Raw genomic sequence first — 23,028 nt, forward strand, 5'->3', positions numbered from 1 at the left:
GCTGCTGGCGGGCGGCTCGCTGACGGTGAACGTGATGGCGGCCATCGCGGGCACGAACCGGCCGGTGCGGCTGGTCGTCTTCGCCCTGGGTGCGGGGGTGGTGCCGTGGCTGGTGGGCCGGTACACCGCGGCGCGCGGGGCCTACATCGCGGAACTGGAACAGCGGGAACGCTTACGGCAGCAGGAGCAGCGAGCGGCCCTGGATCGGGCGCTGGCCGATGAGCGCGAGGCCATCGCGCGGGACCTGCACGATGTCATCTCCCATCATGTGAGCGCCATCGGGATTCACGCGGGGGTGGCGCGAATGGCCTTGTCCCGCAGTGATGGCGCGGCCGCGTCGCGGTCGGTGACGGCGGTGGAGTCGAGCAGTCGCGCGGCCATGGTGGACCTGCGGCGGCAATTGGATCTGCTGCACGGCCGCGACGACGAGGGGCAGCGGCAGCCCGGACTGGCCGATATCGAGGAGCTGGTGGCGCGGGTCCGGGACGCCGGATTGACCGTGCGCGTGACGGTTTCGGGAGAGCCGCCGGTGTTGCCGGAGTCGCTGGACGTCATGCTCTACCGGGTGGTCCAGGAGATGCTGACCAACGCGCTGCGGCACGGGCGCGCCCCGGCCGAGCTGGTGATCGGTTACCGGCCCGGCGCGGTGACGATCCGGGAGACGAATCCCGTTGCGGCCATGGCGGACAGCTCGGAGGTGCATCGAGGTCTGGACGGCATCCGCCGCCGGGTCGAGCTGTTCGACGGCACCGTCTCGCATGGTGTCGATTCCGCCGGAAACCAATGGGAGATCACGGTTTCGGTACCGATAGGAGCCGCATGACCATCACCATCCTGATCGCCGACGATCACACCGTGTTCCGCTCCGGTCTGCGCGCGGTCGTGGACGCGCATCCCGACCTGGAGTGCGTGGCCGAGGTCGGTGACGGCCGCTCCGCCATCGAGGCCGCCGCCCGCACCCGGCCCGATGTCGCGATCCTGGATGTCCGGATGCCGAAGCTGGACGGCTTGGCCGCCACCGAGGCCATCGTCGCGGCGGGCGGCACCCGGGTGCTGGTGCTCACCACCTACGACAGCGAAGCCAACCTGCACCGTGCGCTGTCCGCCGGGGCCAGCGGTTTCCTGCTGAAAAGCCTTCCGCCGGAAGAACTCGTGGCCGCGATCCGGGTGGCCTTCCGCGGCGACGCCGTCATCGACCCCTCCATGACCCGCCGCCTGGCGAGCAGTCTGATCACCGGTATCGCCCCGCCCGCCGAGCCGCCCGAACTGTCCCAGCTGACCGCCCGGGAGCGCGAGGTGCTGCTGCTGGTCGCGGATGCCCGCTCCAACAACGAGATTGCCACCGCCCTCGGCGTCGGCGAGGAGACCGTCAAGACTCACGTCTCCCGTATTCTCGCCAAACTCGCTGTGCGAGACCGCATTCACGCCGTCGTCTACGCCCATCAGCACGGACTGGTCCGTCCCGGCTGACGGCGCGCCGAGGCCACCGCGGGATGCGCGGTGGCCTCGGTTCACAGCGATTCGGCGCGGGTGCGCCTAGTGGGTCAGATGACGAAGAAGCCCACGACACAGCCGATTACGGCACCGGCGACGAGGCCGATGAACAGGCCGGGGATCGCGCCGACGATCAGCGCGATCAGGCCGATCACGGTGCCGATGACGCCGAAGAGACCGGCGCCGACCGCGCCACCGGCGATACAGCCGATGACACCGATGTCCTTGAGCTGCTGCTGTTGCGCGATCTCACGCACGCCGTCGTTGTAGGTGCTCTCGCTGACCGGGCCGTTGCTCTCGGTGGGCCACACGGTCAGAGTGCTGTTGTCCTCGCCGACCTCGGCGCGCAGCCGCACCGGCTGGCCGCCCAGCTCGTAGTCGGTGGGAATCTGTTCCACCACAGTGCCGTCCGGAGCGACCACGGACACCAGCGACTGGTCGGCCGACATCTCGAACGTCCCCGCGCTCAGGTGCGTGACCACGCCCTGGTGGTCGTCGGACAGCGTGGAGGTGTAGCTCAACCCGTGATCCTGACCGCCCACGATGAGCGGTCGTTCCGCCTCGCCGTGTGCGGTGGCGGCGGTCATCACGGTGGCGGCAATGGTCATCATCGACATCGCCGCAAACTTCCTGAACTGCATGCGCTCGCCTCTCATTCGATGCGGAGTGCCGTGACCGTCGGCCTCGGCACTGCCATGAATTGGGGACACATATAGCCAGATCGGGTGTTCGGGTATTGCCTAACACATAACCGACCGGTCGGTATTTAGCGAAGGCTGCGACATGCCGAATGGGTATGGAATTGTGGTCGGGCCTCCGGTCAGCGGGGCGGCATGCCCGCCTCGGTGGCGAGCAGGGACAGGGCCTCGTTCAAGGCGCTGAGCTGGGCGGGAGTCAGGCTCGCGGTGAGGGTGCGGTCCAAGGCCGCGGCTTCCTGTTCGCATCGAGTGAGTAGTGCGCGGCCGTCGTCGGTGAGCACCAGGGTCTGGCGGCGGCGGTCCGACGGATCGCGTTCGCGTCGCAGGGCGCCCAGTCGCTCCAGGTGATCGGCAAGGGCGACAACGAGACTCGGCACCACGCCGAGCCGGGTCGCGAGTTCCTGCTGCGACAGGCCCGCCGCCGATTCCAGGGCCGCGAGCAGGCCCACGTGTTTGGGCTTGAGATCCAGTGCCGCGATCGCCGTCGCGAAGCGGTTTTCCGCGAGGGCTCCCAGCACTCCGAGGCGGTAGGAGACCGTGCCGGGGATCCTCGTCCGGCCGTTGACATCATTCACGATCAGAAGTATATATATTGAGAATGCTTCATGACGTGAACGATTTGAGGTTAGAACTAATGCTTGTGGTCCTGCTCTTGAACGCCGCGGTCGCGATGGTGTCCGGGGCGTCGTGCCTGGTCGGACTCGTGCGGCCGCGCTTGGCGCTGCCCGCGGGCGAGCTTCCGACGGCCGGATCGATGTTCTTTCTCGGCGCCTACGCCGCGCGCGCTCTGCCGCTGAGCCTGGTCACCCTGACCGTGCTGGCGGTCGGATCGATCGCCGCGATCGTGCCGCTGCTGGTGGTGTCGGGGCTGGCGCAGCTCTGGGATGCCTGGCTCGGCGCGCGGCAGCGCAACTGGCCGATGGCCGTCACCTGCGTCGGCCTGGCCGCCGTCCACTTGCTCACCGCCGCCTGGCTTCCTTTCCACTGACCCGATTGCCCACCACCGCAAAGGAATTCATCATGACCACCATCGTCCGCGCCGATGCGCCCGCCACCGTCGTCTCTGAATCCCACGCCCGCAACGGAATCCGGCCGCTGGTCGCGGCTGCGGGCGTGACCTTTCTGATCGCCTGGATCGTGGGCTTGTCGGTCTGGCCCACCAACTTGTCCGTCCGCGCGTCGGGTGCGCAGATCCTGGAAGCGCTCGCGGGGCATGCCGGGGTCGCGACGGTGCAGTTCGTGACCTCGCAAGGTATCGCGGGGCTCGCGCTGGCGGTGGTTCTCACCGCGCTCGCCCGCCCCGCGCGGATGACCGGTGTCGCGGCGGTCGCGGTCTCACTGACGCAGTGCGCCTTGGGGGTTCACCTTGCCGGGTGGATCGCGTCCGAGGGCAATGCCGCGACCGCTGCCACCGTCTACGGTCTGATCGATCGACTCGACGGCGTCAAGATGCTGTTGCTGGCCGCGACGGCGGTGCTGGCCTCCGTCCCCATGCTGCGCGACCGGACCCGGCCCCGGTTCCTGCCCTACCTCGGGCTGCTACTGGCCGCCGCGATCGCGGTGTCGGGTGTCGGCTACCTGCTGCTCAGCACCGCTCTCGCCCCGGCTGCCTATGTGTCCGGCGTCCTGCTCCTGCTCTGGGTTCCGGCCGTCGCGCTGACGACTCGACGTTGAGCGTTCGCGCCGCGCCCTCATACTCACGTGTGAGGGCGCGGCGCTTGATCACCCCGGGGAGGGATGGACCCGGTGTCGTGGTCGGCGATGAGATTTCGGTGTGACCACAGAGATTCACTCTTTCCCGCGTGGCCGACGAGTTCGGGTCAGCGCGGGGATCGTCGGTGCCGCTTTGCTGTTCGGGGTCTCGCTGCTCGCTACCGGGTGTACGGGCACCTCGGAGCCCGCTGCGGTGGAGGTCGATCGCGGGCGGCTGGTGAAAGTCGAGCAGCTGCGTAGCTATTCGGCCGACGAGGTTCGAGCCACGCTGAACGCCAACGAGTTCCATGCCGACGCGGTGCGATTCGGTGTCGACACGTACCGGCTGAACTACGAAACGGTGGGCACGGACGGCCGGGCCACCACGGCCAGCGGGTTGCTCGCATTGCCTCGAAACGACAAGAACGACCTGGTCACCGTGGCGTACGAGCACGGCACCCAGCCCACCAAGGCTGCCGCGCCCTCGGCGGCGGCGGACGGTGGCGATGTCGCCGCGACACTCACCTACGCGGCGGCCGGTTTCGCCGGGGTCGCGCCCGACTACCTCGGATTGGGCTCGGGCCCAGGGCCGCATCCCTACCTGGACGTGCCGTCGGAGACCACCGCATCGGTGGACATGCTGCGGGCAGCCCGCAGCCAGGTCGCGGCGCTGGGACGCCGACTGCGCGAAGAGGTCGACATCGTCGGATTCTCACAGGGCGGACCGGCGGCCATGGGACTGGCGCGAGCACTCCAGGGTAACGCGGACAAGGACTTTCGGGCGACCGCCGTCGCCGCCATCAGCGGCCCGTTCGACCTGAGTGCCGCCGAGCTGCCCGCCCTGTTCGACGGCACCCTCGACCCGGGCTCCGGCTCCTTCTACAGCGCGTACCTGCTGGTCTCCTGGAATCGCCTGCACGGCCTGTACCGCTCACCCGCCGAGGTCTTCCAGCCCCCCTACGCCGACACCGTCGAGCAACTCTTCGACGGCCTGCACCCCATCGAAGCCATCATCCCGGCCCTACCCCCGGACATCGATCACCTACTCACCCCCCACGGAATTGACCTGCTACGCAACCCAACCGCCCCCTTCGCCACCGCCATGAAGATCGCCGACAGCACCTGCACCGACTGGACCCCTCAACTCCCCATCCGCCTCTACACCGGCAGCCAAGACCGCGACGTCGCCCCGGCCAACAGCGCCAACTGCCGAACCGCCCTCCTCACCCACGGCGTCGACGCCCCAATCACCGATCTGGGCCCGGTAGACCACAACGGTTCCGGCATCCGAGGCACGGCCCAGTCCGTCCGCTGGTTCCTCGAAGTCACCCCCGCAATCTGACCGACGCGCTACCCGCCGGTGGAGGAGCGCGGTGGCGTCTTCCAGCGCAAACTACGTTACGACCTCAATGTGGGGCTTGGTGTTTCAGAATGGCGGATGTGTCTGCGCAGCTCGAGGTCAGCGAACAATCCAGGAGCCGGGTGCTCGTAGTGCTCGCGGCCAGCTTGCTGATCCTGACCGCCTATTGGGTGCTCTGGTTCAGCGCCCGCGGCGCGGTAGCCAGCAACGATCGTCCCGCGTACATCGAATTCGAGAACGCTTTCCCCCTGGCCGATGCGTGGCTGGCGCTGTGCGTGATCGCAGCGGCCGTCGCCTTGCTCAAACGCCACCCCACAGCCCTGCTCTGGCTCCTCGCGGGCGGTGGATCGGCCATCTATCTGTTCTGCATGGACGCGCTCTACGACCTCGAACACGCCATCTGGTGGCGTTCGGGTGCGGGTGGATTCATCGAACTGGGTATCAACGTGATCACCCTGGCGGTGGGTGTCGGCCTACTCCGCTGGACCTGGCGTCGTCGCGCGGCTCTCACCGGATAGGGGCGAGGTTTTGGCCGGGGGCGCCGATCGTCCGGATCGGCGTCCCCGGCCGCGCCCGCCTGTGATGCCGTGTGAGGGCAGTCGTGCGGCATCCGAGCGGTGAGGGGTGGCTCGGGGCGGGCGGTTGGGGGTGGGCGGGGTTACTTGTGGCAGTTCTGGCGGAAGGTGATGACTGCGGAGCGGGCGTCGTGCAGGGCCTGGGCCTCGTCGGGGTGGGCCTGCTTGTACGAGGTCCATTCGGCCTTGCGCTGATCCTTCGGCAGCGCCTTGATCTTCGTGAGCTCGTCCTTCAGGTCCGGGTGTGCTGCCAGCACGGCCTGCACCTTCGGCTTGGCGTCCTGGTGTGCGGCTACGCGGGCGGCCTTGCTGCAGTCGGGGCCGTCGGCCGAGGCCACGCCGGGGACGGCGAGGGCGATCGTGGCTGCTCCGGCGGCTGCGGCGAGGGTGGCAGCGAGGGCGCGCTTCATGTTCACTCCGTATCGATGGGGGTTGGTTCCCCCTCGAATGTGCCCGCGATCGCTGAAGGTGGGCTGAAGCGTGCGGCCTTCTTCAGTCGATCTTCAGGCTGGCGGTACCGCGCGAAGCTGACGGTCATCGGTGGGCAGGCGCAGCACGAAGACCGCCCCGGTGCTGCCGGGGGCGGGGGCACTGCAGGCCAGGTCGCCGCCGTGGGCGCGGGCCAGGCCGCGAGCGATGGCGAGGCCGAGGCCGGAGCCGTCGGGGCGGTTGTCGCGGGCGTGGTCGAGGCGGACCAGGCGGTCGAAGATGCGGTCGCGGTCTTCGGCGGGAATGCCGGGGCCGGTGTCGGTGATCGTGAGTTCTACTGTGCTGGAAGATGATTCGCGGATGTCGACGGTGACGGTGCCGTGGTCCTTCATGGCCTGGCAGGCGTTGGCGAGGAGGTTGGTGAGGATTTGGGTGATGCGTTCGGCGTCGACCATCGCTGTCGCCGGGGTGCCGGTGAGGTGGAATTCGGTGTGGGGGTGCAGCATTCGCATGCGGTCCAGGTGAGTTTCCACCAGCGCGCGTAGGTTCACCGGTTCGAGGCGGAGGTGGAGGCCCGCGTCGATGCGGGCCAGGTCGAGGAGGTCGTCGACCAGGCGGCCCGCGCGTTGGGTTTCGCGGACCAGAAGGAGGAGCATGCGTTGGCGGTCCTCCGGATCGGTGTCGGCGGGTTGTTGGAAGACCGCCTCGGCGAGGGAGCGGACGCCGGTGATGGGGGTGCGGAGTTCGTGGGCGGCGTCGCCTACGAAGACGCGGATCTGCTGTTCGGAGGCGCGGGCTCGGGACTCGGCGGCGGCGGTGTCGCGGAGGGCGCCCTCGAGGGCGTCGAGCATTTCGTCGAAAGCGGCGGCGGTGCGGCCGAGTTCGGTGTCGGTGCGGGACGGGTTGAGGCGGCGGCCGAGGTGGCCGTGGGCGATGTCGCGGGCCAGGCGGGTCATGGTGTCCAGGGGCGCGAGGGCACGGCGCACCAGGAACCACAGGCCGACGACGATCACCGCGATCGCGCCGGTGGTGGCCAGGATCAGCAGCAGTCCCAGGCGGGACTGCACGCGCGCCAGCAGCGGGGTGTCGATCTGCAGGGTCAAGCGGGCGTCGTTGAGCGTCCCCGGCCCGGTGAGCCTGACGAAACGCGTTCTGGTGGAGCTGTCTTCGGCCAGCCGGTGGTCGAGGCTGCCGTAGGTGTGGCCGTCGGCCAGCACCAGCCGCACCCGCACCGAATGCGTGTCCACCCGCGAGACCAGGTCCTCCGGTGAAACCCCTTGCTGGGACAGCTGTTTGGCCAGCTGCACGCGGTCGGTGAGCACGGTGTTCTCGCTGCGGGTCATCACCAGCCCGAACAGCCCGTGCACCACGACCGCCACCAGCACCAGCACGATCCCGGAAACCAGTGCGGCGGTGAGGGTCACGCGCCCGCGCAGCGAGACCGTCTTCATCGGGGCACCCGCAGCGTGTACCCCAGTCCGCGCACCGTCTGCACCACCCGGTCCCCGTGTTCCTCGAGTTTGCGCCGCAGCGCGCTCACATGCACCTCGACCAGATTCGGGTCGTAGTCCTCGTATCCCCAGACGGCGGTGAGGATCTGGGTCTTGGTGACCACCCGGTCCCGCTGGGCGGCGAGATAGGCCAGCAGTTTGAATTCGGTGGCGGTGAGGGTGAGCGCGTGCCCGGCGCGGTGCGCCCCGCCCGCGTCGATATCCACCTCCAGGTCACCGATCACGATGCGGGAACGCAGTTTTCCCATCCGCCGCAGCAGCGCCTCGACCCGCGCCACCAGTTCCACGAGATCGAAGGGCTTCACCACATAGTCGTCGGATCCGGCGCGCAGCCCGCGCACCCGATCCTCCACCCCGTCGCGGGCGGTCAGCATGACCACGCCCGCCGCCGAGCGCGCCCGCACGGATTCCAGCAGCGCGAACCCGTCGCGGCCGGGCAGCGTGACGTCGAGCACCACCACATCGGGCCGGAACTGGGCGAGGTCCTGCTCGAGCAGCCGGCCGTCGCCGCGCTCGAGCACGTCGTGCCCGGCCGCCGACAGCCCGGCCGCGACGGCGGCCCGAATGGCCTCGGCGTCTTCGATCACAAGAATGCGTCCCGGTTGCACGCGGCCATTCTGGGACCTGCGGCTGTGAATCCGCTGCGAACCGGACCGGATCTATCGAGTTCCGGGTTCAGGCGCGCCCCGCGAGACGGCGCAACCGCCCGGTGCCCGGCACGCTCAGCCACACCGCGAACGCCAGCAGCCCGTCCAGCGCCAACGCCAGCGCGGCCACCAGGATCGCGCCGACCAGCACCTTGTCGTAGCGATAGAGGCTGATGCCGTCGAAGATGTAGCGGCCCAGCCCACCGAGATTCACGTAGGCGGCGATGGTGGCGGTGGCCACCACCTGGAGGGTGGCCGCGCGCAGCCCGCTCAGCAGCACCGGCAGCGAGTTGGGCAGTTCGACCTGCAACAGCACCCGGCGTTCGCTCATGCCCATGGCCCGGGACGCGTCCACCACGGTCGGATCCACATTGGCGATGCCCGCGTAGGTCCCCGCCAGCAGCGGCGGGATGCCGACGGTCAGCAGCGCGAGCAGCGGCGGCGTCAGGCCCAGACCGAGCAACAGCACCACGAAGGTGAGCACGCCCAGGGTCGGCAGCGCGCGCATGGAGTTGGCGAACCCGACGATGAGCGCCGAGCCGCGCCGGGTGTGCCCGATGAGCAGCCCGATCGGCACCGCTATCACCGCCGACAGGGCCACCGCCAGCAGGCTGTAGTCGAGGTGCTCCAGCAGCCGCATCCCGATCCCGGTGGGACCCGACCAGTTCGCGCCGTCGGTGAGGAAATGCCAGGCGTTGAGGAAAAGGCTCATGCCGCACGACCTTTCAGCCAGGGCGTCGCCAATCTGCCCAGCACGTACAGCAATCGGTCCACCACCAGTGCCAGCACCAGCACGACGATGATGCCCGCGATGATCTCGTCGGGGTAGTCGCGCTGATACCCCTGCGTGAACAGCTTGCCCAGCCCGCCGACCCCGATCAACGCGCCGACGGTCACCATCGAGATATTGGTGACCGCCACCACCCGCAGGTTGGCGACGAAAACCGGGAGGGCGAGCGGGAAGTCGACGGTGAGCACCCGCCGCAACGGGGTGTACCCGATGGCGTCGGCGGCGTCTAGGGTGTCGGCGGGCACCGAGTCCAGCGCGGTGGGCACGGCCGTCACCAGCAGCGCCACCGAGTAGATGGTCAGCGCGATCACCACGTTCAGCTCGTCGATGACGCCGATGTTCAGCAGCGGCGGCAGGATGACGAACAGGGCCAGCGACGGGATCGTGTACGCGATGCTGGCGGCGGTGGTGGTGACCCGGCGCAGCCAGCGCGCCCGATGCGCCAGCGCACCCACCGGGATCGCGATGAGCAGGCCCAGCAGCAGCGGTTCCAGCGCCAGCCGCATATGGGTGCCCGCGTAGACCGCGATCTCGTGGAAATTGTCGATGAGGTATCTCATCGGGATTCCTCGAAGAAGACCCGATTGCGTTCGGCGTCCTCGGCGGTGCGCTGGTTGTGCAGCTGCTCGAGCACGTCGCGGGCGTAGATCGCGCCGACCGCGGCTCCGGAATCATCCACGGCCACACCGATTTCGGCGGGGGAGGAGATGACGGAGTCGAGGGCCTGGCGCAGATCGCCGCCCGGCGGGAACAGCGAGCCGCCCGCGGCCACACTGTCGGCGAGGTCGTGCCCGGCGCGGACGCCTTCCACGCCGGTGGTGTCGATCCACCCGATCGGTTTCTTGTCCGGGTTGACGACCAGCCGCCATTCGCCCAGGCTCAGCCGAACCCCGGTGATCTCGTCCGGGGTGACCGTCGAAAGCTCGTGCAGTGGAACGGTTTCGGCGGTCCGGAAGGACAGCTCCCGGTAGCCGCGGTCGCGGCCTACGAACCCGGCAACGAAATCCGTAGCGGGCTGGGCCAATACCGTCTGCGGCACGTCGTACTGCTGTAGGTAGCCGCCCGGCCCGAAGACGGCGATGTGGTCGCCGAGCCGGATCGCCTCGTCGATGTCATGGGTGACGAAAACGATGGTCTTGTGCAGTTCGGCCTGCAACCGCAGCATCTCGGCCTGGAGTTCGGTGCGCACCACCGGATCGACCGCGCTGAACGGCTCGTCCATGAGCAGGATCGGCGGGTCGGCGGCCAGCGCCCGGGCCACGCCCACGCGCTGCTGCTGCCCGCCGGAGAGCTGCGACGGATAGCGCTGCGCCAGACCGCGATCCAGGCCGACGCGCTCCATCACCTCCAGCGCCGCCTTACGGGCCGCGGCGCGGGACTGTCCGCGCAGCACCGGTACGGTCGCCACGTTGTCGACGACCGTCCGGTGCGGCAGCAGTCCGGCGTTCTGGATCACGTAGCCGATCCCGAGCCGGAGCTTGACCGGGTTGATACGCGAAATATCCTGTCCACCAACGGTGATCGTGCCCGTGCTGGGCCCGAGCATGCGGTTGATCATGCGCATCGAGGTGGTCTTGCCGCAGCCGGACGGCCCGACGAACACGGTGAACGACCCGGATTCGATGCTCAGATCGAGGTGGTGGACGGCGGTAGTGCCGTCCGGGTACGTCTTGCTGACGCCGTTGAATTCGATGTCGGACACCGTGTTCCCCTCCGTTATGCGATCGGCTTGTCGAGCCCCTGCGCCGTCACCCAAGCCTTGGCGGCCGCGGCGGGCTCGGTCTTGCTGCTGCCGGACACGGCGGTATTGAGCGAGATGAGCTCGGCCGTGGTCAGTTTCGCGGAGACGGCGTCGAGCACCTTGCTCAGCTTGTCGCTCTTCTTGCCGGTGTTGTAGAGCGGCACCACGTTCTGCGGCGGGAAGTTGTGCTTCGGGTCGGCCAGCACCACCAGGTTGTTCTGGGCGATGGCGGGCGAGGTGGTGAAGATGTCGGCCGCGGTCACCTGGCCCTCGGTGAGCGCCTTCACGGTGGCCGGGCCGCCGCCGTCGGCGATCGGGACGAAGTTGGCGGTCGAGATGTCCAGGCCGTAGTTCTTCTTCAGGCCGGGCAGGCCACCGGGCCGCTCGGAGAACTCCGCGGGCGCGGCCAGTTTCACCTCGGAGGAGTGCGAGGCGAGATCGGCGATGGACTTCAGATTCCACTTGTCGGCGGTGGCCTTGGTGACCACGACCGCGTCGGAGTCCTCACCCGGGGCCGGGGTGCCGATGGCGAGCTGATCGCCCAGCGCCTTCGTCAGCGCGGCATTCACCTCGTCCGGCGTGGTGGCGGTGCTCGACTTGTCCAGGTACTGCAGCAGATTGCCGGTGTAATCCGGGATCAGGCTGATCGAGCAGTCCTTCAATGCGGGCACGTACGCCTCGCGGCTGCCGATGTTCAGCTTGGTGTCGATGCCGAACCCATTGGCCCGCAGCGCTTCCGCGTACACGTCGGCGACGGTCTCGGATTCCGGGAAGTTGGCCGAGCCGACGGTCAGCTTGGTGGTGTCGCCACCGCAGCTCCCGCCGCCCCCGCCGAGGGGATTGGACTTGCTGCCGCCGCAGGCGGACAGCGTCATGGCCGCGGCGAGCGCGACGGACGCGGCGAGGATCCGGAATACGGTCCTGGAGATGCGCCTGCCGTCGGCGCGCGTGGTGATGAGCGAGTGCACTGTCGTCCTTCCGAGCGGGGTGCCTGCGGCGGGCGGGGCGAAGTTGACCACCCCGAAACAGACCTAACTGTCCATATTGCCCGCTCTGTTCCGCGAACGTTGCCTACCTGGGGTCGGTTTCGCTTTTCTGGCGGATGCGGCCGAGTCATCTTCCCGGGCGCGCCGACCCTCCGGAAGTCCTGCGATCAGGCTGCGGCAGACTGTTGCGCGTGTCCGCCGCAACCGCCTCCCTCGTGCGCCGCCTGTCGCGTCCACTGCTGGTCGTCGTGGTGGCGGCGGTCGCCGTCGGGTGCGGAAACCACGACTCCGGGCCGGTACTCACCGTCGGCGCGGGCAACTCGCCGGAGTCGATGATGATCGCCGAGCTCTACGCAGGCGCGCTGGCGCGGACCGGACTGCACACGCGGACCGAGGAGCGCATGGGTGAGCGCAAGCAGTTGCTGGCCGCCCTCGACGCAGACACCATCGCGCTGTTCGGGGATGTCAGCGGTGATCTGCTGACCGCGCTCGACGCGACCTCGACGGCCACCAGACCCGACGCCGTCAATCCGGCACTGTCCAAGGCGCTTCCGGAGGGCGTCGTCGACTCCGACCCCGCCGACGGGACCGACCTCCGCCCGACCGTGGTCACCGCGACCACCCGCGTCGCCGAGTACCCGTCCTCGCTGAAAGACATCGGCCCGCGCTGCGACGGACTGACCGTCGGCATCACCACCGGCCCGCCGCTGGACGCGCTGCGCGCGCCCCTGGACCCCCAGCGCGACGTCCTGGACCCGCTGCGCACCGTCTACCACTGCGACCTCACCCACCAGGTCACCTTCACCTCCGACGCGGACCTGCGAAAAGCCCTCTCCGACGGTGAGATTCAACTCGCCGTGCTGGCCGGTCCGCCCGCGTTCCTGCCCGACGGCGGCGTGGACCTCACCCCGCTCGCCGATCCGGACTACGCCTTCCGCGCCGCCCAGGTGCTGCCGGTCATGCGCAAGGCAGCGCTCACCGACGAGCAGATCCGCAAACTCAATTACGTGGCGGGCGAACTCACCACCACCGATTTCGCCGACATGATCCACCAGATCCGCGATCAGGGCGCGATCCCCTCCGCGGTGGCCCGTGACTGGCTCGACGCCCACTCGTTGTAATCCGGCCGCGTCAACCCGGCATGTCCCGATCACGGGGCGCGTAGTCTGATTTGTCTCATGCCGTTCCCGTCAGCCAGGGAGGGCGAGGCATGTCGATTCGCAATTCGTTGGTGAAATCCCTTGCACTGTGCGCACTTTTGGTGGCGGTGGCCGCCGGGTGCGGAGTGTCGGCGAAGGAACCCAAGACCGCGCACCCCACCGCCACGACCGTCGCCGGGGACACCGCGCTGGTGGCGGCCGTCACCGATTCCTATCAGCGCTTCTTCGACGGATCGAGCTCGGCGGACCAGAAGATCGCGCTGCTCGAGAACGGCCAGAGTTTCGCCGACACCATTCGCGCCCAAGCGGATTCGGCCATCGCCAAGGGCACCAAGGCCGCGGTGTCGAGCGTGACGGCCGTCGGCGCCGACCACGCCGACGTGGTGTTCACCATCTCCTTGAACGGCACACCCGCCCTCCAGGACCAGCCGGGCAACGCCGTGCTGATCGGCGGCGGCTGGAAGGTGGCGGCCGCGACCTTCTGCACCCTGCTCTCGCTCGAGACGCAGGGCAAACCGCCCGCGCCGTGCGCGACCGGGTCGGTCACGCCGACGAGCTGAGCGGCGCGGAGTCGACATGCGCGCCAACACAACCGCGCGGCGGCCGGGCGTCGCCCTGATCACCGTCACCGCGGTGCTGTTCGTGACCTTCCTCGACACCACCGTCGTCAGTGTCACCCTCGGCGACATCCAGTCGAGCCTGCACGCCGGGGTGGTCTCGCTGCAATGGGTGGTCAACGCCTACACGCTGGTCTTCGCGAGCCTCATGCTCACCGCCGGATCGCTGGGGGACCGGTGGGGCCGCAAACGGGTCATGATCGCCGGGCTGGCCGTGTTCACCGCGGGTTCGATGCTCTCGGCGCTCGCGCCGACGGTGGCGGTGCTCATCGCGGGCCGCGCCGTCATGGGATTGGGGGCGGCGGCCTCGGAGCCCGGCACGTTGTCGGTGATCCGGCAGGTGTTCCCGGATCGTTCGGAACGCGCACGCGCACTGGGGGCTTGGGCGGCGGTGTCCGGTCTGGCGCTGGCCTCGGGGCCGGTGCTGGGCGGGCTGCTGGTCGGGGTGGGCGGCTGGCGCTCGGTGTTCTGGTTCAACCTGGCCGTCGGCGTGGTGGTGCTGGCCGCCGCGCTGCGCTACGTTCCGGAATCCGCCGACCCGCAACCCGGTCCGGTCGACGTGGCCGGATTCCTCACCGGCTCGGCGTTTCTCGGCTGCGTGATCTACGCGGGCATCGCGGGGGAGGAGTCCGGTTACGGTGCGGCCCTGGTGATCACGCTGTTCGCGGTCGGCGGGCTGGCGGGCGTCGCCTTCCTGGTGATCGAATCGCGCGCCCGCAATCCCATGTTCGACTTCCGGTATCTGAAGCGTCCGATGGTGCGCAGCGCGCTGATCGTGGCGTTCGCCGTCTACTTCGGCATCTTTTCGATCTTCTTCTTCACCGCGCTGTATCTGCAGGAGGTGGTCGGGTATTCGGGCTGGCGCACCGCGGCGATGTTCGCGCCCATGGCCGTCGCCATCATCCTCGGCGCGCTGGCCGCGGGCTTCTGGGTAGCGCTGCGCGGCTCCCGCACACCCATGATCACCGGCTGCCTGCTCGGCGCGGCGGGCATCCTGCTGACCCGCGAGAACCTGGGCATCGCACCGGAATTCGCACCCCTCGCGATGTCGCTGACGCTGGCCGGGCTCGGCTTCGGCATCGCCGTCGTCCCACTGACCTCGGCCGTGCTGTCCGGCGTCCCGGCCGAGCATTCCGGCATGGCCGCCGCCGCGACCAACACCATGCGCCAGGTCGGCGCGGTGGTCGGCGTGGCAGCCCTCGGCTCGCTGGTGAACTCGTTCCTGAACTCCGATCTCACCGACCGCCTCAACCAGCTCGGCATCCCCGCCAACTTCCAGGCCATCGTCATCGACGCCATCGAGACCGGCAAGGTCCCGACCGGCGGTGACGCCGCCGCCTCGGCCGCCTACGGCCCGATCGTCGACAACGTCATCACCGCCACCTACGCCGCCTTCCACCGCGGACTCGAAGTGGCCCTGCTGGTTTCGGCGATCATGATCCTCGCCGCAGCCGTCATCACCGCCGTCTCCGCCGGCGGCGACCACTCCGGCTACGAGTACGACACCTGATCTCTTTCGCTCGCTACCGTGGAGGGTTCGGGGGACAGTTTCCATCGGCGGTACGGAACTGGATACGACTGTGAACTCACACGGCGGCGGGCAGCTGGGCGATTGGCCTTGGCCCACGGGGACTTTCATGGCGCGCCTGGGGGAGCGATCCCGGCATGATCTGCTGCAACTGGGGGTGCAGACCTATTGCCCGCCGGGCACGGTGCTGATGCGGGAGGGCGATCCCGGCACGATGGTGTACCTGCTGCGCTCGCGGGACCGGACGGTCTCGGCGTGCGTGAAGATCACCGCGTCCGACGGGAAGTTGTTCGCCATTCGGGTCAGCGGGGACGTGATCGGGGAACTCGGTGCGCTGGTGCCGGATTCGCGGCGCTCGAACACCGCCACCGTGTGCACCGCCACCATCGCGCACCGGATCCCGGGCGCGGTGTTCATGAACTTCCTGGAACAGCATCCGGACGCCCTGCTCGCGCTGTGCCGTTCGCTGGCGGACCGGCTGGCCTGGTCGGATCAGCGGCGACTGGATTTCGGCGGGTGCCCGGTGCAGGTGCGGCTGGCGCGGCTGCTGCTGGAGTTCGTCGAATCCTGGGGCCGCGCTACCGAAGACGGCTGGGAGATCACCGTCCGGCTCTCCTACGAGGAGCTCGGCAATCTGATCGGGGCGGGAGTGGACGCGGTCGGGCTGGCCATGAAATGGATGCGCGCGGCCGAACTGGTCGGCACCTGGAACCGGCACGTTATTGTAAGAAACCGCGAAAGTTTACGGCGATTCGCAGAATTGGATAAGTAATTCTTGAAACCCTGCCGAGAACCCTGATTTTTCAGGCGTCCTCGGATGCCGGTCGTGTCACGCTCGAAACGTCTCCCCGCCATTGGGGTCTGGGGCAAAACCCTCGGGAGGTGTGACCGATGTCGGCACCCGAATTATCGTCCGGATGTACAACGGTCGACGAGCTCTACCGCGATCTGATCATCACCCACAGCCCGCTGGCCGCGGCGCTCATCGCCTACGCCGCCACCGGGGAGTGGCCGGACCCGCTGCTCACTGCTGAAGTGCCGCAGCGAGATCCGCGTTCAACGCGAGGGCCGGCAGCGATGCGACGAGCATGTCGACCAGTGCCTCCCGGGTGATGGGTTCTTCGCGCAACCAGGTGAGCACCACCTCCTCGACGAAGGCGATCCAGCCGCGCACGGCCAGCGCCAGCCGCGGCCGGTCGGGGTCGTCGGCCGGGATCGGGGCTTCGGCGAGGATGCGTTCGGCGGTGGCCTGTCGCGCGTTGGCCACCATTTCCGCCATCTCCGGGTTCGCGCTGACCGGGCCGCGCAGCAGCGCGTGGTAGGCGGTGCCGTTCTGGCTCACGTAATCGATGTAGCGATCGATGGAGTCGCGCAGCATCGAATACAGATCGAGGTTGCGGTCCGGGGCGGTGCGTTCCAGGAAGTCCACGTTCGCCTGCCGCACGATCGCGAGCTGGAATTCCTGCTTGGAGGCGAAGTAGTGGAACAGCAGGCCGCGCGAGATTCCGGCGCGATCGGCGATCTCGGTGACGGAGATGTCTTCGAGATCGTGTTCGCGCAGCATCTCCACACCCAATGTGATGAGCTGCTGTCGGCGTTCGGCCGGGCTGAGGCGCACGCGCTTGGCCGAGGCTCCGGCATCGGGTCTGCTCACGCTGCGCTCCTTGGTCACGGGTCCACTTTACTGAACGCGAGTCAATACTGTTGACTCCCGCTCAATAAGACCCTAGTCTCGCATATATGAGTCGCAAGGTTACAGACAAAGCTGTCGGCAACCGGGAAGCCCGGCATGCGCACGTGATCATCGTCGGCAGCGGGTTCTCGGGCCTGGGCCTGGCCATTCGCCTGAGCCAGCAGGGCCGCACCGACTACCTCGTGCTGGAGCGCGGCAGTGATGTCGGCGGCACCTGGCGCGACAACACCTACCCGGGCGCGGCCTGCGACGTGCCCTCGCAGCTGTACTCGTACTCCTTCGCGCTCAACCCGGAATGGTCGCGCTCGTTCTCCAAGCAGCCGGAGATCCAGCGCTACATCCAGGGCGTCGCCGACAAGTACGGCGTGCGCGACCACCACATCTTCGACTGCGAGATGACCGGCGCACAGTGGAACGCCGAGGACGCCCGCTGGGAGATCCAGACCAGCCAGGGCGCGTTCACCGCCGACATCCTGGTCTCGGCCGTCGGCGCGCTGTGCGAGCCGAACCTGCCGGATATCAAGGGCATCAACGACTTCCAGGGCGAGATCTTCCACTCCGCCCGCTGGAACCACGACTCGGATCTGACCGGCAAGCGCGTCGCCGTCATCGGCACCGGCGCGTCCGCCATCCAGATCGTCCCGGCCATCGCGGCCGAGGTCGCGCACCTGGACGTCTACCAGCGCACCGCGCCCTGGCTGTTGCCGCGCGCCGACCGCGAGTACTTCGGCCCGGAGAAGTTCGCGCTCAAGCACATTCCGGCGCTGCGGGCCCTCTACCGCACGGGTATCTACGCCGCCCGCGAGACCCAGGTCGTCGGCCTGGCCAAGTTCCCGCCCGCCATGCTCGCGCTCGAGGCGGTCGCCCGCGCCAAGCTGTTCGCCGAGGTCCGCGATCCCGAGCTGCGCCGCAAGGTCACCCCGAACTTCCGCATCGGCTGCAAGCGCATGCTCATCTCCAACGAGTACTACCCCGCGCTGAGCCGCGACAATGTCGACGTCGTCACCGACGGCATCAAGGAGATCCGCGCGAACTCCGTCGTCACCAAGGACGGCGTCGAGCGCGAGGTCGACGCCATCATCGTGGCCACCGGCTTCCACGTCACCGACTCGCCGGTCTACGACACCGTCTCCGGCCGCGACGGCCGTACCCTGGCAGAGGTTTTCGACGCCATCGGCCAGCAGGGCTACAAGGGCTCGGCCATCCACAACTACCCGAACATGTTCTTCATGCTGGGCCCGAACGTGGGCCTGGGCCACACCTCGATGGTGTTCATGATCGAATCGCAGATCAATTACATCGCCGACGCCGTCGCGCAGTTCGACAAGCTGGGCCTGCGCACCGTCGAGGTCCGCAAGGACGTGCAGGACGAGTTCAATGCCGAACTGCAGCGCAAGCTGCAGGGCGCGGTGTGGAGCACCGGCGGCTGCGCCTCCTGGTACCTCGACAAGCACGGCAACAACACCACGCTGTGGCCGGACTTCACCTTCCGGTTCCGCAGTCTGCTCGAGAATTTCGACGTCTCGGCCTACGAGACCACCAACGAGCCTGTCGCACAGGCTGTCTAGTCCATCCACCTCCTGACGAACCGAAAGCGGTAACCGTGAGCAACGATGCTTACTTCAAGGACAAGGTCTGTGTGATCACCGGTGCGGGCTCCGGCATCGGCCGCGCCCTGGCGGAGAACCTGGCCAAGCGCGGCGCGCACCTGGCGCTGTCCGACATCGACGCCGAGGGCCTCGCCGAGACCGTCAAGCGCTGCGAGAAGTTCGGCGTGCGGATCAAGTCCGATCGGCTCAACGTGGCCGAGCGCGAGTCGGTGCTGCTCTACGCCGACGACGTGAAGAAGCACTTCGGCAAGGTCAACCAGATCTACAACAACGCCGGTATCGCCCACCACGGCGATGTCGTCGACACGGCGTTCAAGGACATCGAACGCATCATGGACGTCGACTTCTGGGGTGTCGTCAACGGCACCAAGGCGTTCCTGCCGTACCTCATCGAATCCGGTGCGGGCCATGTCGTGAACATCTCCAGCCTCTTCGGCCTGATCGCCGTGCCCGGCCAGAGTGCCTACAACGCCGCGAAGTTCGCGGTGCGCGGCTTCACCGAGGCGCTGCGCCAGGAAATGCTGATGAGCGGCAAGCCGGTCAAGGTCACCTGCGTGCACCCCGGCGGCATCAAGACCGCCGTCGCCCGCAATGCCACCGTCTCCGAGGGGCTCGACCAGAAGAACCTGGCCGCGCTGTTCGACGCCAAGCTGGCCATGCACACCCCGGAGATGGCCGCGCAGACCATCACCGAGGGCGTCGCCAAGGGCCACGGGCGGGTGCTGATCGGCTGGGAGGCCAAGGCTCTCGACCTGTTCGTGCGTACCACCGCCTCGTACTACCAGCGCATCTCTGCCGTCGTGCAGAAGCGTTTCATGCCGTAATACACAACTGAAGGACACCCAGGTCATGCCCGATGTGACACTGCCGCTGCCCGTCGTTCGCGCCGCCCTGAGCCCGATCTTCACGATCATGCTCAATGCCCGGCTGCCGTTCAGTGTCCAACGGGCACTCATGGATTGGGGCGCGGTGGCACAGCGGCCGCCGCGCGGCACCCACCACGACCGCATCCGGCTCGGCGGCCGCCCGGCCGAACGCGTGAGCGTGGGACCGGTCTCGGACTCCGCCACCGTGCTGTACCTGCACGGCGGCGGCTACACCGTCGGCTCGCCCGCCACCCACCGTGCGCTGGCGGGCTACCTGGCCCGCGAAACCGGTTGTGCCGTCCAGGTTCTCGACTATCGGCTGGCCCCCGAGCATCCGTTCCCGGCGGCCCTGGAGGACGCCGAGGCGGCGTTCCTCGACCTCGTCGCCTCCGGGTACAAGCCGGAACGCATTGCGGTGGCGGGGGATTCGGCCGGCGGCGGGCTCTCGCTCGCCCTGGCCGAGCGGCTGCGCGACCGGCACGGGTACGTTCCGGCCGCGCTCGGGCTGATCGCGCCCTGGGCCGACCCCAACGAGGTGCCCGCCCGCGATCGCGATCTGGTCATCAACAAGCCGTGGTCGCGGGCCTGCGCCGCCGCCTACCTCGGCGCGGGCGACGGCTCCGACACCGGTTACGCGCCGCTGCTGGGCGAGTTGCGCGGGCTGCCGCCCACCTATGTCCAGGCCGATGTGGACGAACTGCTGCACGACCAGTGCACCCGGCTGGTCGCGGCGCTGCGATCGGCGGGCGTATCGGTCGAGTTCACCGAGACCCAGGGCCTGTGGCACGTCGCGCAGTTGCAGGCGAGCATCGCCGCCCCCGCCGCCGCGGTCACCGTCGAACTCGGGCAGTTCCTCCGGCAGGCGCTGCGACCGGCGCAAAGCCGGTCAATAGGATAGGGACAGAACACAACGCGGGACCGTTCCGAGAACAGGTTCGGACGGTCCGCGGGGAGTTACCTGTGAGCGTGGCGTAAATTACCCGCCAGTAAACCCACTGTGGAAGGGCAGCGATGCGAGAGTTCGAAGTCCCGGCTACCTACACCATCCCGGAAACCGCCAATATGTCGGACGGTGCGTTCCGGCACGCGGAGCAGACGCCGAATCTGGTCGTCTTCAACACCCCGGATGGCAAGGGCGGCTGGAACGACGTCACGGCGACCGAATTCGCCAAGGCCGTGACCGATGTGGCGAAGGGACTCGTCGCCTCCGGCATCGAACTCGGTGACCGCGTCGCCATCATGGCCGCCACCAGCTACGAGTGGGTGGTGCTGGACTTCGCCATCTGGGCCGCCGGTGGCTGCACCGTCGCTATCTTCGACAGCTCCGCCGCCGAGCAGGTGCGCTGGATCCTCTCGGACTCCGGCACCAAGCTGATCGTGGTGCAGAACGACAAGCACCGCGCCACCGTCGCGGAAATCGAAGGCGGACTGGGCGATCTGAAGGAAACCCTGCAGATCGACAAGGGCGCCATCGCCGACCTCGTCGCCCGCGGCAAGGACCTCGACGACAGCGTCGTGCACGAGCGCCGCGCCCAGGTGAAGGCCGCCTCCCCGGCGACGCTCATCTACACCTCCGGCACCACCGGCCGCCCCAAGGGCGTAATGCTCTCGCACTCCAACCTCTACGCGGAGTCCGCCGCCGATCGCTCGGCCATGAGCGAATTCCTGCGGCCCGGCCGCAAGTCGCTGCTGTTCCTGCCGCTGGCCCACGTCTTCGCCCGCGCCGTCGCGCTGGCCGCCTTCGACGCCGGCGTCACCGTCGCCCACACCTCCGACTGGTCCACGCTGGTCGAGCAGTTCGGGCAGTACAAGCCGCACTTCATTCTCTCGGTGCCGCGTGTGTTCGAGAAGGTGTTCAACGGCGCGAAGCAGAAGGCGCACGACGGCGGCAAGGGCAAGATCTTCGACTACGCCACCGAGATCGCCATCCAGTACAGCCAGTCGCTGGAGAAGGGCGGCCCGGGCATCGTGCTGAAGTTGCAGCACATGGTGTTCGACAAGCTGGTCTTCGGCAAGCTGCGCGAGGCCATGGGCGGACAGTGCGAGTCGGCCGTTTCCGGTGGCGGACCGCTGGGTTCGCGCCTGGGCCACTACTTCCGCGGCGCGGGCGTCACCATCTACGAGGGCTACGGCCTGACCGAGTCCACCGCGGCCGTCAGCGTCAACACCCCGCGCTTCATCAAGGTCGGCTCGGTCGGCCGCCCGCTTCCGGGTCACGGCGCGAAGGTCGCCGAGGACGGTGAGCTGCTCATTCGCGGCGGCGTGGTCTTCGGCGGCTACTGGAACAACCCGGACGCCACCAAGGACGCCTTCGACGCCGACGGCTGGTTCAAGACCGGTGACCTCGGCGCGATCGACGACAGCGGCTTCATCTCCATCACCGGCCGCAAGAAGGAAATCCTCGTCACCGCGGGCGGCAAGAACGTCTCCCCGACCATGCTCGAGGACTCGTTGCGCCAGCACCCGCTGATCAGCCAGGTCATGGTGGTCGGCGACGGTGAGCCGTTCATCGGCGCGCTGGTCACCCTCGACCAGGACACGCTGCCGGGTTGGCTGGAGCGCAACGGGATCGGCGCGGACACCCCGATCGAGCACGTCATCGACAACCCGGCGCTCGTCGCCGAGATCAATGACGCGGTCGCGGCCACCAACAAGCTGGTCTCGCACGCCGAGGCGATCAAGAAGGTCCGCATCCTGCCGGTCGACTGGACCGAGGAGGGTGGCGAGCTGACGCCGAAGCTGTCGCTCAAGCGTGCGGTCGTCATGAAGAAGTACGCGGCCGACGTGGACGCGATCTACCACTCCTGACGGTTGAATGTGATTGGGGCCCGCGGTTTTCCGCGGGCCCCTTCGCTGTCTACGGAGGAAAAAGCCTGGTAGGTAATGAATTTTCGTGATGTGGCCGGGTGGTGTTTACCGGAATCGTGGAAGTAGCGAGACAGTAGGATCCCGAAAACTAGTTGCGCAGATACTAGTTGTCTGGATACTATTTCCGGCATACCCACCAAGGAGCCCGCGATGACCACCACCGCCCCCGCCCCCGTCCCGACTTCCACCTCTCTGGCCGCGCCCACCCGGCGCTGGCTCGGACTGTCCGCCATCATCGGCGCGACGCTGATGAACATGCTCGACACCAATGTCGTGAACGTCGCGCTGCCGATGATCCGGCGCGATCTCGGCGGCAGCTACGCCACCATGCAGTGGATCGCCGCCGCCTACACCCTCGTGCTGGCGGTCGGGCTGCTGACCGGCGGCCGCCTCGGCGACATGTTCGGCCGCCGCCGCATGTTCCTCGGCGGCACAGTCGGATTCGTGCTCGCCTCGGTGGCCTGCTCGCTGGCCGCCTCGCCGGAAGCCCTGATCGGCGGACGGATCGCGCAGGCCGCCGCGGCCGCGGTCATGGTGCCGCAATGCCTGGGAATGATCCGGGATCTGTTCCCCGACACCGCCGAACAGCCCAAGGCATGGGCCGCGTTCGGCACCACCCTCGGTGTCGCGAGCATCCTCGGGCCCATCGTCGCCGGGCTGCTGATCAAGGCCGATCTGTTCGGCACCGACTGGCGGTCGATCTTCTGGATCCTGGACTACGCTGACGCGCTCCCCTGTCTGACTCGATTCGGCGAACTGATAG

Annotated in this window: 25 protein-coding genes; 15 read left to right on the forward strand and 10 right to left on the reverse strand. The window is 68.3% G+C overall.

The genetic code is table 11. The features are described from left to right. Nucleotides 1–823: sensor histidine kinase (locus tag ACWELQ_RS07970; protein ID WP_452396287.1), on the forward strand; the 823-nt coding region annotated here is incomplete at its 5' end. After that, nucleotides 820–1,470: a response regulator gene (locus ACWELQ_RS07975; protein WP_452396288.1), complete on the forward strand. Its 651-nt coding sequence runs from the start codon at nucleotides 820–822 to the stop codon at nucleotides 1,468–1,470. The genes ACWELQ_RS07970 and ACWELQ_RS07975, both read left to right, overlap by 4 nt. A 74-nt stretch (nucleotides 1,471–1,544) precedes the next feature. Here ACWELQ_RS07975 and ACWELQ_RS07980 read toward each other — a convergent pair whose 3' ends face one another. Both ACWELQ_RS07980 and ACWELQ_RS07985 read right to left on the reverse strand, forming a co-directional pair. Further along, the gene (locus tag ACWELQ_RS07980; RefSeq protein WP_452396289.1) at nucleotides 1,545–2,135 is read right to left on the reverse strand and encodes a hypothetical protein; all 591 of its coding nucleotides are present in this window, start codon (nucleotides 2,133–2,135) and stop codon (nucleotides 1,545–1,547) included. A 179-nt stretch (nucleotides 2,136–2,314) separates the two neighbouring features. Next, nucleotides 2,315–2,767 (reverse strand): MarR family winged helix-turn-helix transcriptional regulator, encoded by a 453-nt coding sequence (locus ACWELQ_RS07985; protein ID WP_452396290.1) that lies wholly within the window; start codon nucleotides 2,765–2,767, stop codon nucleotides 2,315–2,317. Between the two features lie 65 nt (nucleotides 2,768–2,832). On the opposite strand from ACWELQ_RS07985, the gene ACWELQ_RS07990 reads away from it, so the two are divergent. The 4 genes from ACWELQ_RS07990 to ACWELQ_RS08005 all read left to right on the forward strand — a co-directional run bounded on the left by ACWELQ_RS07990 (nucleotide 2,833) and on the right by ACWELQ_RS08005 (nucleotide 5,762). Further along, on the forward strand, nucleotides 2,833–3,180 hold the full coding sequence (locus ACWELQ_RS07990; RefSeq protein ID WP_452396291.1) for a hypothetical protein: 348 nt from the start codon (nucleotides 2,833–2,835) through the stop codon (nucleotides 3,178–3,180). A 32-nt stretch (nucleotides 3,181–3,212) separates the two neighbouring features. Further along, complete coding sequence (locus tag ACWELQ_RS07995; protein ID WP_452396292.1) at nucleotides 3,213–3,866, forward strand: hypothetical protein; 654 nt, start codon at nucleotides 3,213–3,215, stop codon at nucleotides 3,864–3,866. A gap of 100 nt (nucleotides 3,867–3,966) precedes the next feature. Beyond that, complete coding sequence (locus tag ACWELQ_RS08000) at nucleotides 3,967–5,226, forward strand: alpha/beta fold hydrolase (RefSeq protein WP_452396293.1); 1,260 nt, start codon at nucleotides 3,967–3,969, stop codon at nucleotides 5,224–5,226. A 98-nt stretch (nucleotides 5,227–5,324) separates the two neighbouring features. After that, nucleotides 5,325–5,762: a hypothetical protein gene (locus ACWELQ_RS08005; RefSeq protein WP_452396294.1), complete on the forward strand. Its 438-nt coding sequence runs from the start codon at nucleotides 5,325–5,327 to the stop codon at nucleotides 5,760–5,762. 140 nt (nucleotides 5,763–5,902) lie between these two features. Here the strand turns inward: ACWELQ_RS08005 and ACWELQ_RS08010 are convergent, their stop codons facing one another. From ACWELQ_RS08010 to ACWELQ_RS08040, 7 genes are all read right to left on the reverse strand, one after another. Continuing rightward, nucleotides 5,903–6,229 (reverse strand): hemophore-related protein, encoded by a 327-nt coding sequence (locus tag ACWELQ_RS08010; RefSeq protein ID WP_452396295.1) that lies wholly within the window; start codon nucleotides 6,227–6,229, stop codon nucleotides 5,903–5,905. Between the two features lie 93 nt (nucleotides 6,230–6,322). Next, nucleotides 6,323–7,699: a sensor histidine kinase gene (locus ACWELQ_RS08015; protein ID WP_452396296.1), complete on the reverse strand. Its 1,377-nt coding sequence runs from the start codon at nucleotides 7,697–7,699 to the stop codon at nucleotides 6,323–6,325. Then, nucleotides 7,696–8,367, reverse strand: a complete 672-nt coding sequence (locus ACWELQ_RS08020; protein ID WP_452396297.1) for a response regulator transcription factor — start codon at nucleotides 8,365–8,367, stop codon at nucleotides 7,696–7,698. The genes ACWELQ_RS08015 and ACWELQ_RS08020 overlap by 4 nt, the downstream gene beginning before the upstream one ends. A 67-nt stretch (nucleotides 8,368–8,434) precedes the next feature. Continuing rightward, nucleotides 8,435–9,118, reverse strand: coding sequence for an ABC transporter permease (locus ACWELQ_RS08025; protein WP_452396298.1), 684 nt, complete (start codon nucleotides 9,116–9,118; stop codon nucleotides 8,435–8,437). Beyond that, nucleotides 9,115–9,756: an ABC transporter permease gene (locus tag ACWELQ_RS08030; protein ID WP_452396299.1), complete on the reverse strand. Its 642-nt coding sequence runs from the start codon at nucleotides 9,754–9,756 to the stop codon at nucleotides 9,115–9,117. The genes ACWELQ_RS08025 and ACWELQ_RS08030 overlap by 4 nt, the downstream gene beginning before the upstream one ends. Continuing rightward, nucleotides 9,753–10,898 carry an ABC transporter ATP-binding protein gene (locus ACWELQ_RS08035; protein WP_452396300.1) on the reverse strand — a complete coding sequence of 382 codons (1,146 nt, stop codon included), beginning with the start codon at nucleotides 10,896–10,898 and terminating at the stop codon, nucleotides 9,753–9,755. The genes ACWELQ_RS08030 and ACWELQ_RS08035 overlap by 4 nt, the downstream gene beginning before the upstream one ends. Before the next feature lie 14 nt (nucleotides 10,899–10,912). Beyond that, a complete protein-coding gene (locus tag ACWELQ_RS08040) occupies nucleotides 10,913–11,812 on the reverse strand; it encodes an ABC transporter substrate-binding protein (protein WP_452396311.1) in 900 nt (299 codons plus the stop codon). Nucleotides 11,813–12,114: 302 nt separating this feature from the next. Between ACWELQ_RS08040 and ACWELQ_RS08045 the strand changes: the two genes are divergently transcribed. The 4 genes from ACWELQ_RS08045 (at nucleotide 12,115) to ACWELQ_RS08060 (ending at nucleotide 16,000) form a co-directional block, all read left to right on the forward strand. Beyond that, nucleotides 12,115–13,044 (forward strand): glycine betaine ABC transporter substrate-binding protein, encoded by a 930-nt coding sequence (locus ACWELQ_RS08045; protein ID WP_452396301.1) that lies wholly within the window; start codon nucleotides 12,115–12,117, stop codon nucleotides 13,042–13,044. An 89-nt stretch (nucleotides 13,045–13,133) separates the two neighbouring features. Then, nucleotides 13,134–13,643 (forward strand): hypothetical protein, encoded by a 510-nt coding sequence (locus tag ACWELQ_RS08050; RefSeq protein ID WP_452396302.1) that lies wholly within the window; start codon nucleotides 13,134–13,136, stop codon nucleotides 13,641–13,643. Nucleotides 13,644–13,659: 16 nt separating this feature from the next. Next, nucleotides 13,660–15,210 (forward strand): MFS transporter, encoded by a 1,551-nt coding sequence (locus tag ACWELQ_RS08055; protein WP_452396303.1) that lies wholly within the window; start codon nucleotides 13,660–13,662, stop codon nucleotides 15,208–15,210. A 70-nt stretch (nucleotides 15,211–15,280) separates the two neighbouring features. Continuing rightward, nucleotides 15,281–16,000 (forward strand): Crp/Fnr family transcriptional regulator, encoded by a 720-nt coding sequence (locus ACWELQ_RS08060; RefSeq protein WP_452396304.1) that lies wholly within the window; start codon nucleotides 15,281–15,283, stop codon nucleotides 15,998–16,000. Between the two features lie 252 nt (nucleotides 16,001–16,252). Here ACWELQ_RS08060 and ACWELQ_RS08065 read toward each other — a convergent pair whose 3' ends face one another. After that, nucleotides 16,253–16,882 (reverse strand): TetR/AcrR family transcriptional regulator, encoded by a 630-nt coding sequence (locus ACWELQ_RS08065; RefSeq protein WP_452396305.1) that lies wholly within the window; start codon nucleotides 16,880–16,882, stop codon nucleotides 16,253–16,255. Nucleotides 16,883–16,968: 86 nt separating this feature from the next. Between ACWELQ_RS08065 and ACWELQ_RS08070 the strand changes: the two genes are divergently transcribed. The 5 genes from ACWELQ_RS08070 to ACWELQ_RS08090 form a co-directional block, all read left to right on the forward strand. Next, on the forward strand, nucleotides 16,969–18,489 hold the full coding sequence (locus tag ACWELQ_RS08070) for a flavin-containing monooxygenase (protein ID WP_452396306.1): 1,521 nt from the start codon (nucleotides 16,969–16,971) through the stop codon (nucleotides 18,487–18,489). Between the two features lie 35 nt (nucleotides 18,490–18,524). Further along, nucleotides 18,525–19,355, forward strand: coding sequence for an SDR family NAD(P)-dependent oxidoreductase (locus ACWELQ_RS08075; protein ID WP_452396307.1), 831 nt, complete (start codon nucleotides 18,525–18,527; stop codon nucleotides 19,353–19,355). A 25-nt stretch (nucleotides 19,356–19,380) separates the two neighbouring features. Next, the gene (locus ACWELQ_RS08080) at nucleotides 19,381–20,295 is read left to right on the forward strand and encodes an alpha/beta hydrolase (protein WP_452396308.1); all 915 of its coding nucleotides are present in this window, start codon (nucleotides 19,381–19,383) and stop codon (nucleotides 20,293–20,295) included. Between the two features lie 113 nt (nucleotides 20,296–20,408). Next, a complete protein-coding gene (locus ACWELQ_RS08085; RefSeq protein ID WP_452396309.1) occupies nucleotides 20,409–22,205 on the forward strand; it encodes an AMP-dependent synthetase/ligase in 1,797 nt (598 codons plus the stop codon). Nucleotides 22,206–22,415: 210 nt separating this feature from the next. After that, nucleotides 22,416–23,028 (forward strand): MFS transporter (locus tag ACWELQ_RS08090; protein ID WP_452396310.1); only part of this gene is annotated, 613 nt, incomplete at its 3' end.

It is taken from the genome of Nocardia sp. NPDC004722 (assembly GCF_053601505.1).

Bases quoted from the DNA above. Each gene is read 5' to 3' on its own strand.
- ACWELQ_RS07975 (WP_452396288.1), top strand. From the start codon at position 820: ATGACCATCACCATCCTGATCGCCGACGATCACACCGTGTTCCGCTCC.
- ACWELQ_RS08050 (WP_452396302.1), top strand. From the start codon at position 13,134: ATGTCGATTCGCAATTCGTTGGTGAAATCCCTTGCACTGTGCGCACTT.
- ACWELQ_RS07995 (WP_452396292.1), top strand. From the start codon at position 3,213: ATGACCACCATCGTCCGCGCCGATGCGCCCGCCACCGTCGTCTCTGAA.
- ACWELQ_RS08070 (WP_452396306.1), top strand. From the start codon at position 16,969: ATGAGTCGCAAGGTTACAGACAAAGCTGTCGGCAACCGGGAAGCCCGG.
- ACWELQ_RS08085 (WP_452396309.1), top strand. From the start codon at position 20,409: ATGCGAGAGTTCGAAGTCCCGGCTACCTACACCATCCCGGAAACCGCC.
- ACWELQ_RS08055 (WP_452396303.1), top strand. From the start codon at position 13,660: ATGCGCGCCAACACAACCGCGCGGCGGCCGGGCGTCGCCCTGATCACC.
- ACWELQ_RS08010 (WP_452396295.1), bottom strand. From the start codon at position 6,229: ATGAAGCGCGCCCTCGCTGCCACCCTCGCCGCAGCCGCCGGAGCAGCC.
- ACWELQ_RS08030 (WP_452396299.1), bottom strand. From the start codon at position 9,756: ATGAGATACCTCATCGACAATTTCCACGAGATCGCGGTCTACGCGGGC.
- ACWELQ_RS08015 (WP_452396296.1), bottom strand. From the start codon at position 7,699: ATGAAGACGGTCTCGCTGCGCGGGCGCGTGACCCTCACCGCCGCACTG.
- ACWELQ_RS08040 (WP_452396311.1), bottom strand. From the start codon at position 11,812: ATGACGCTGTCCGCCTGCGGCGGCAGCAAGTCCAATCCCCTCGGCGGG.
- ACWELQ_RS07980 (WP_452396289.1), bottom strand. From the start codon at position 2,135: ATGCAGTTCAGGAAGTTTGCGGCGATGTCGATGATGACCATTGCCGCC.
- ACWELQ_RS08025 (WP_452396298.1), bottom strand. From the start codon at position 9,118: ATGAGCCTTTTCCTCAACGCCTGGCATTTCCTCACCGACGGCGCGAAC.
- ACWELQ_RS08080 (WP_452396308.1), top strand. From the start codon at position 19,381: ATGCCCGATGTGACACTGCCGCTGCCCGTCGTTCGCGCCGCCCTGAGC.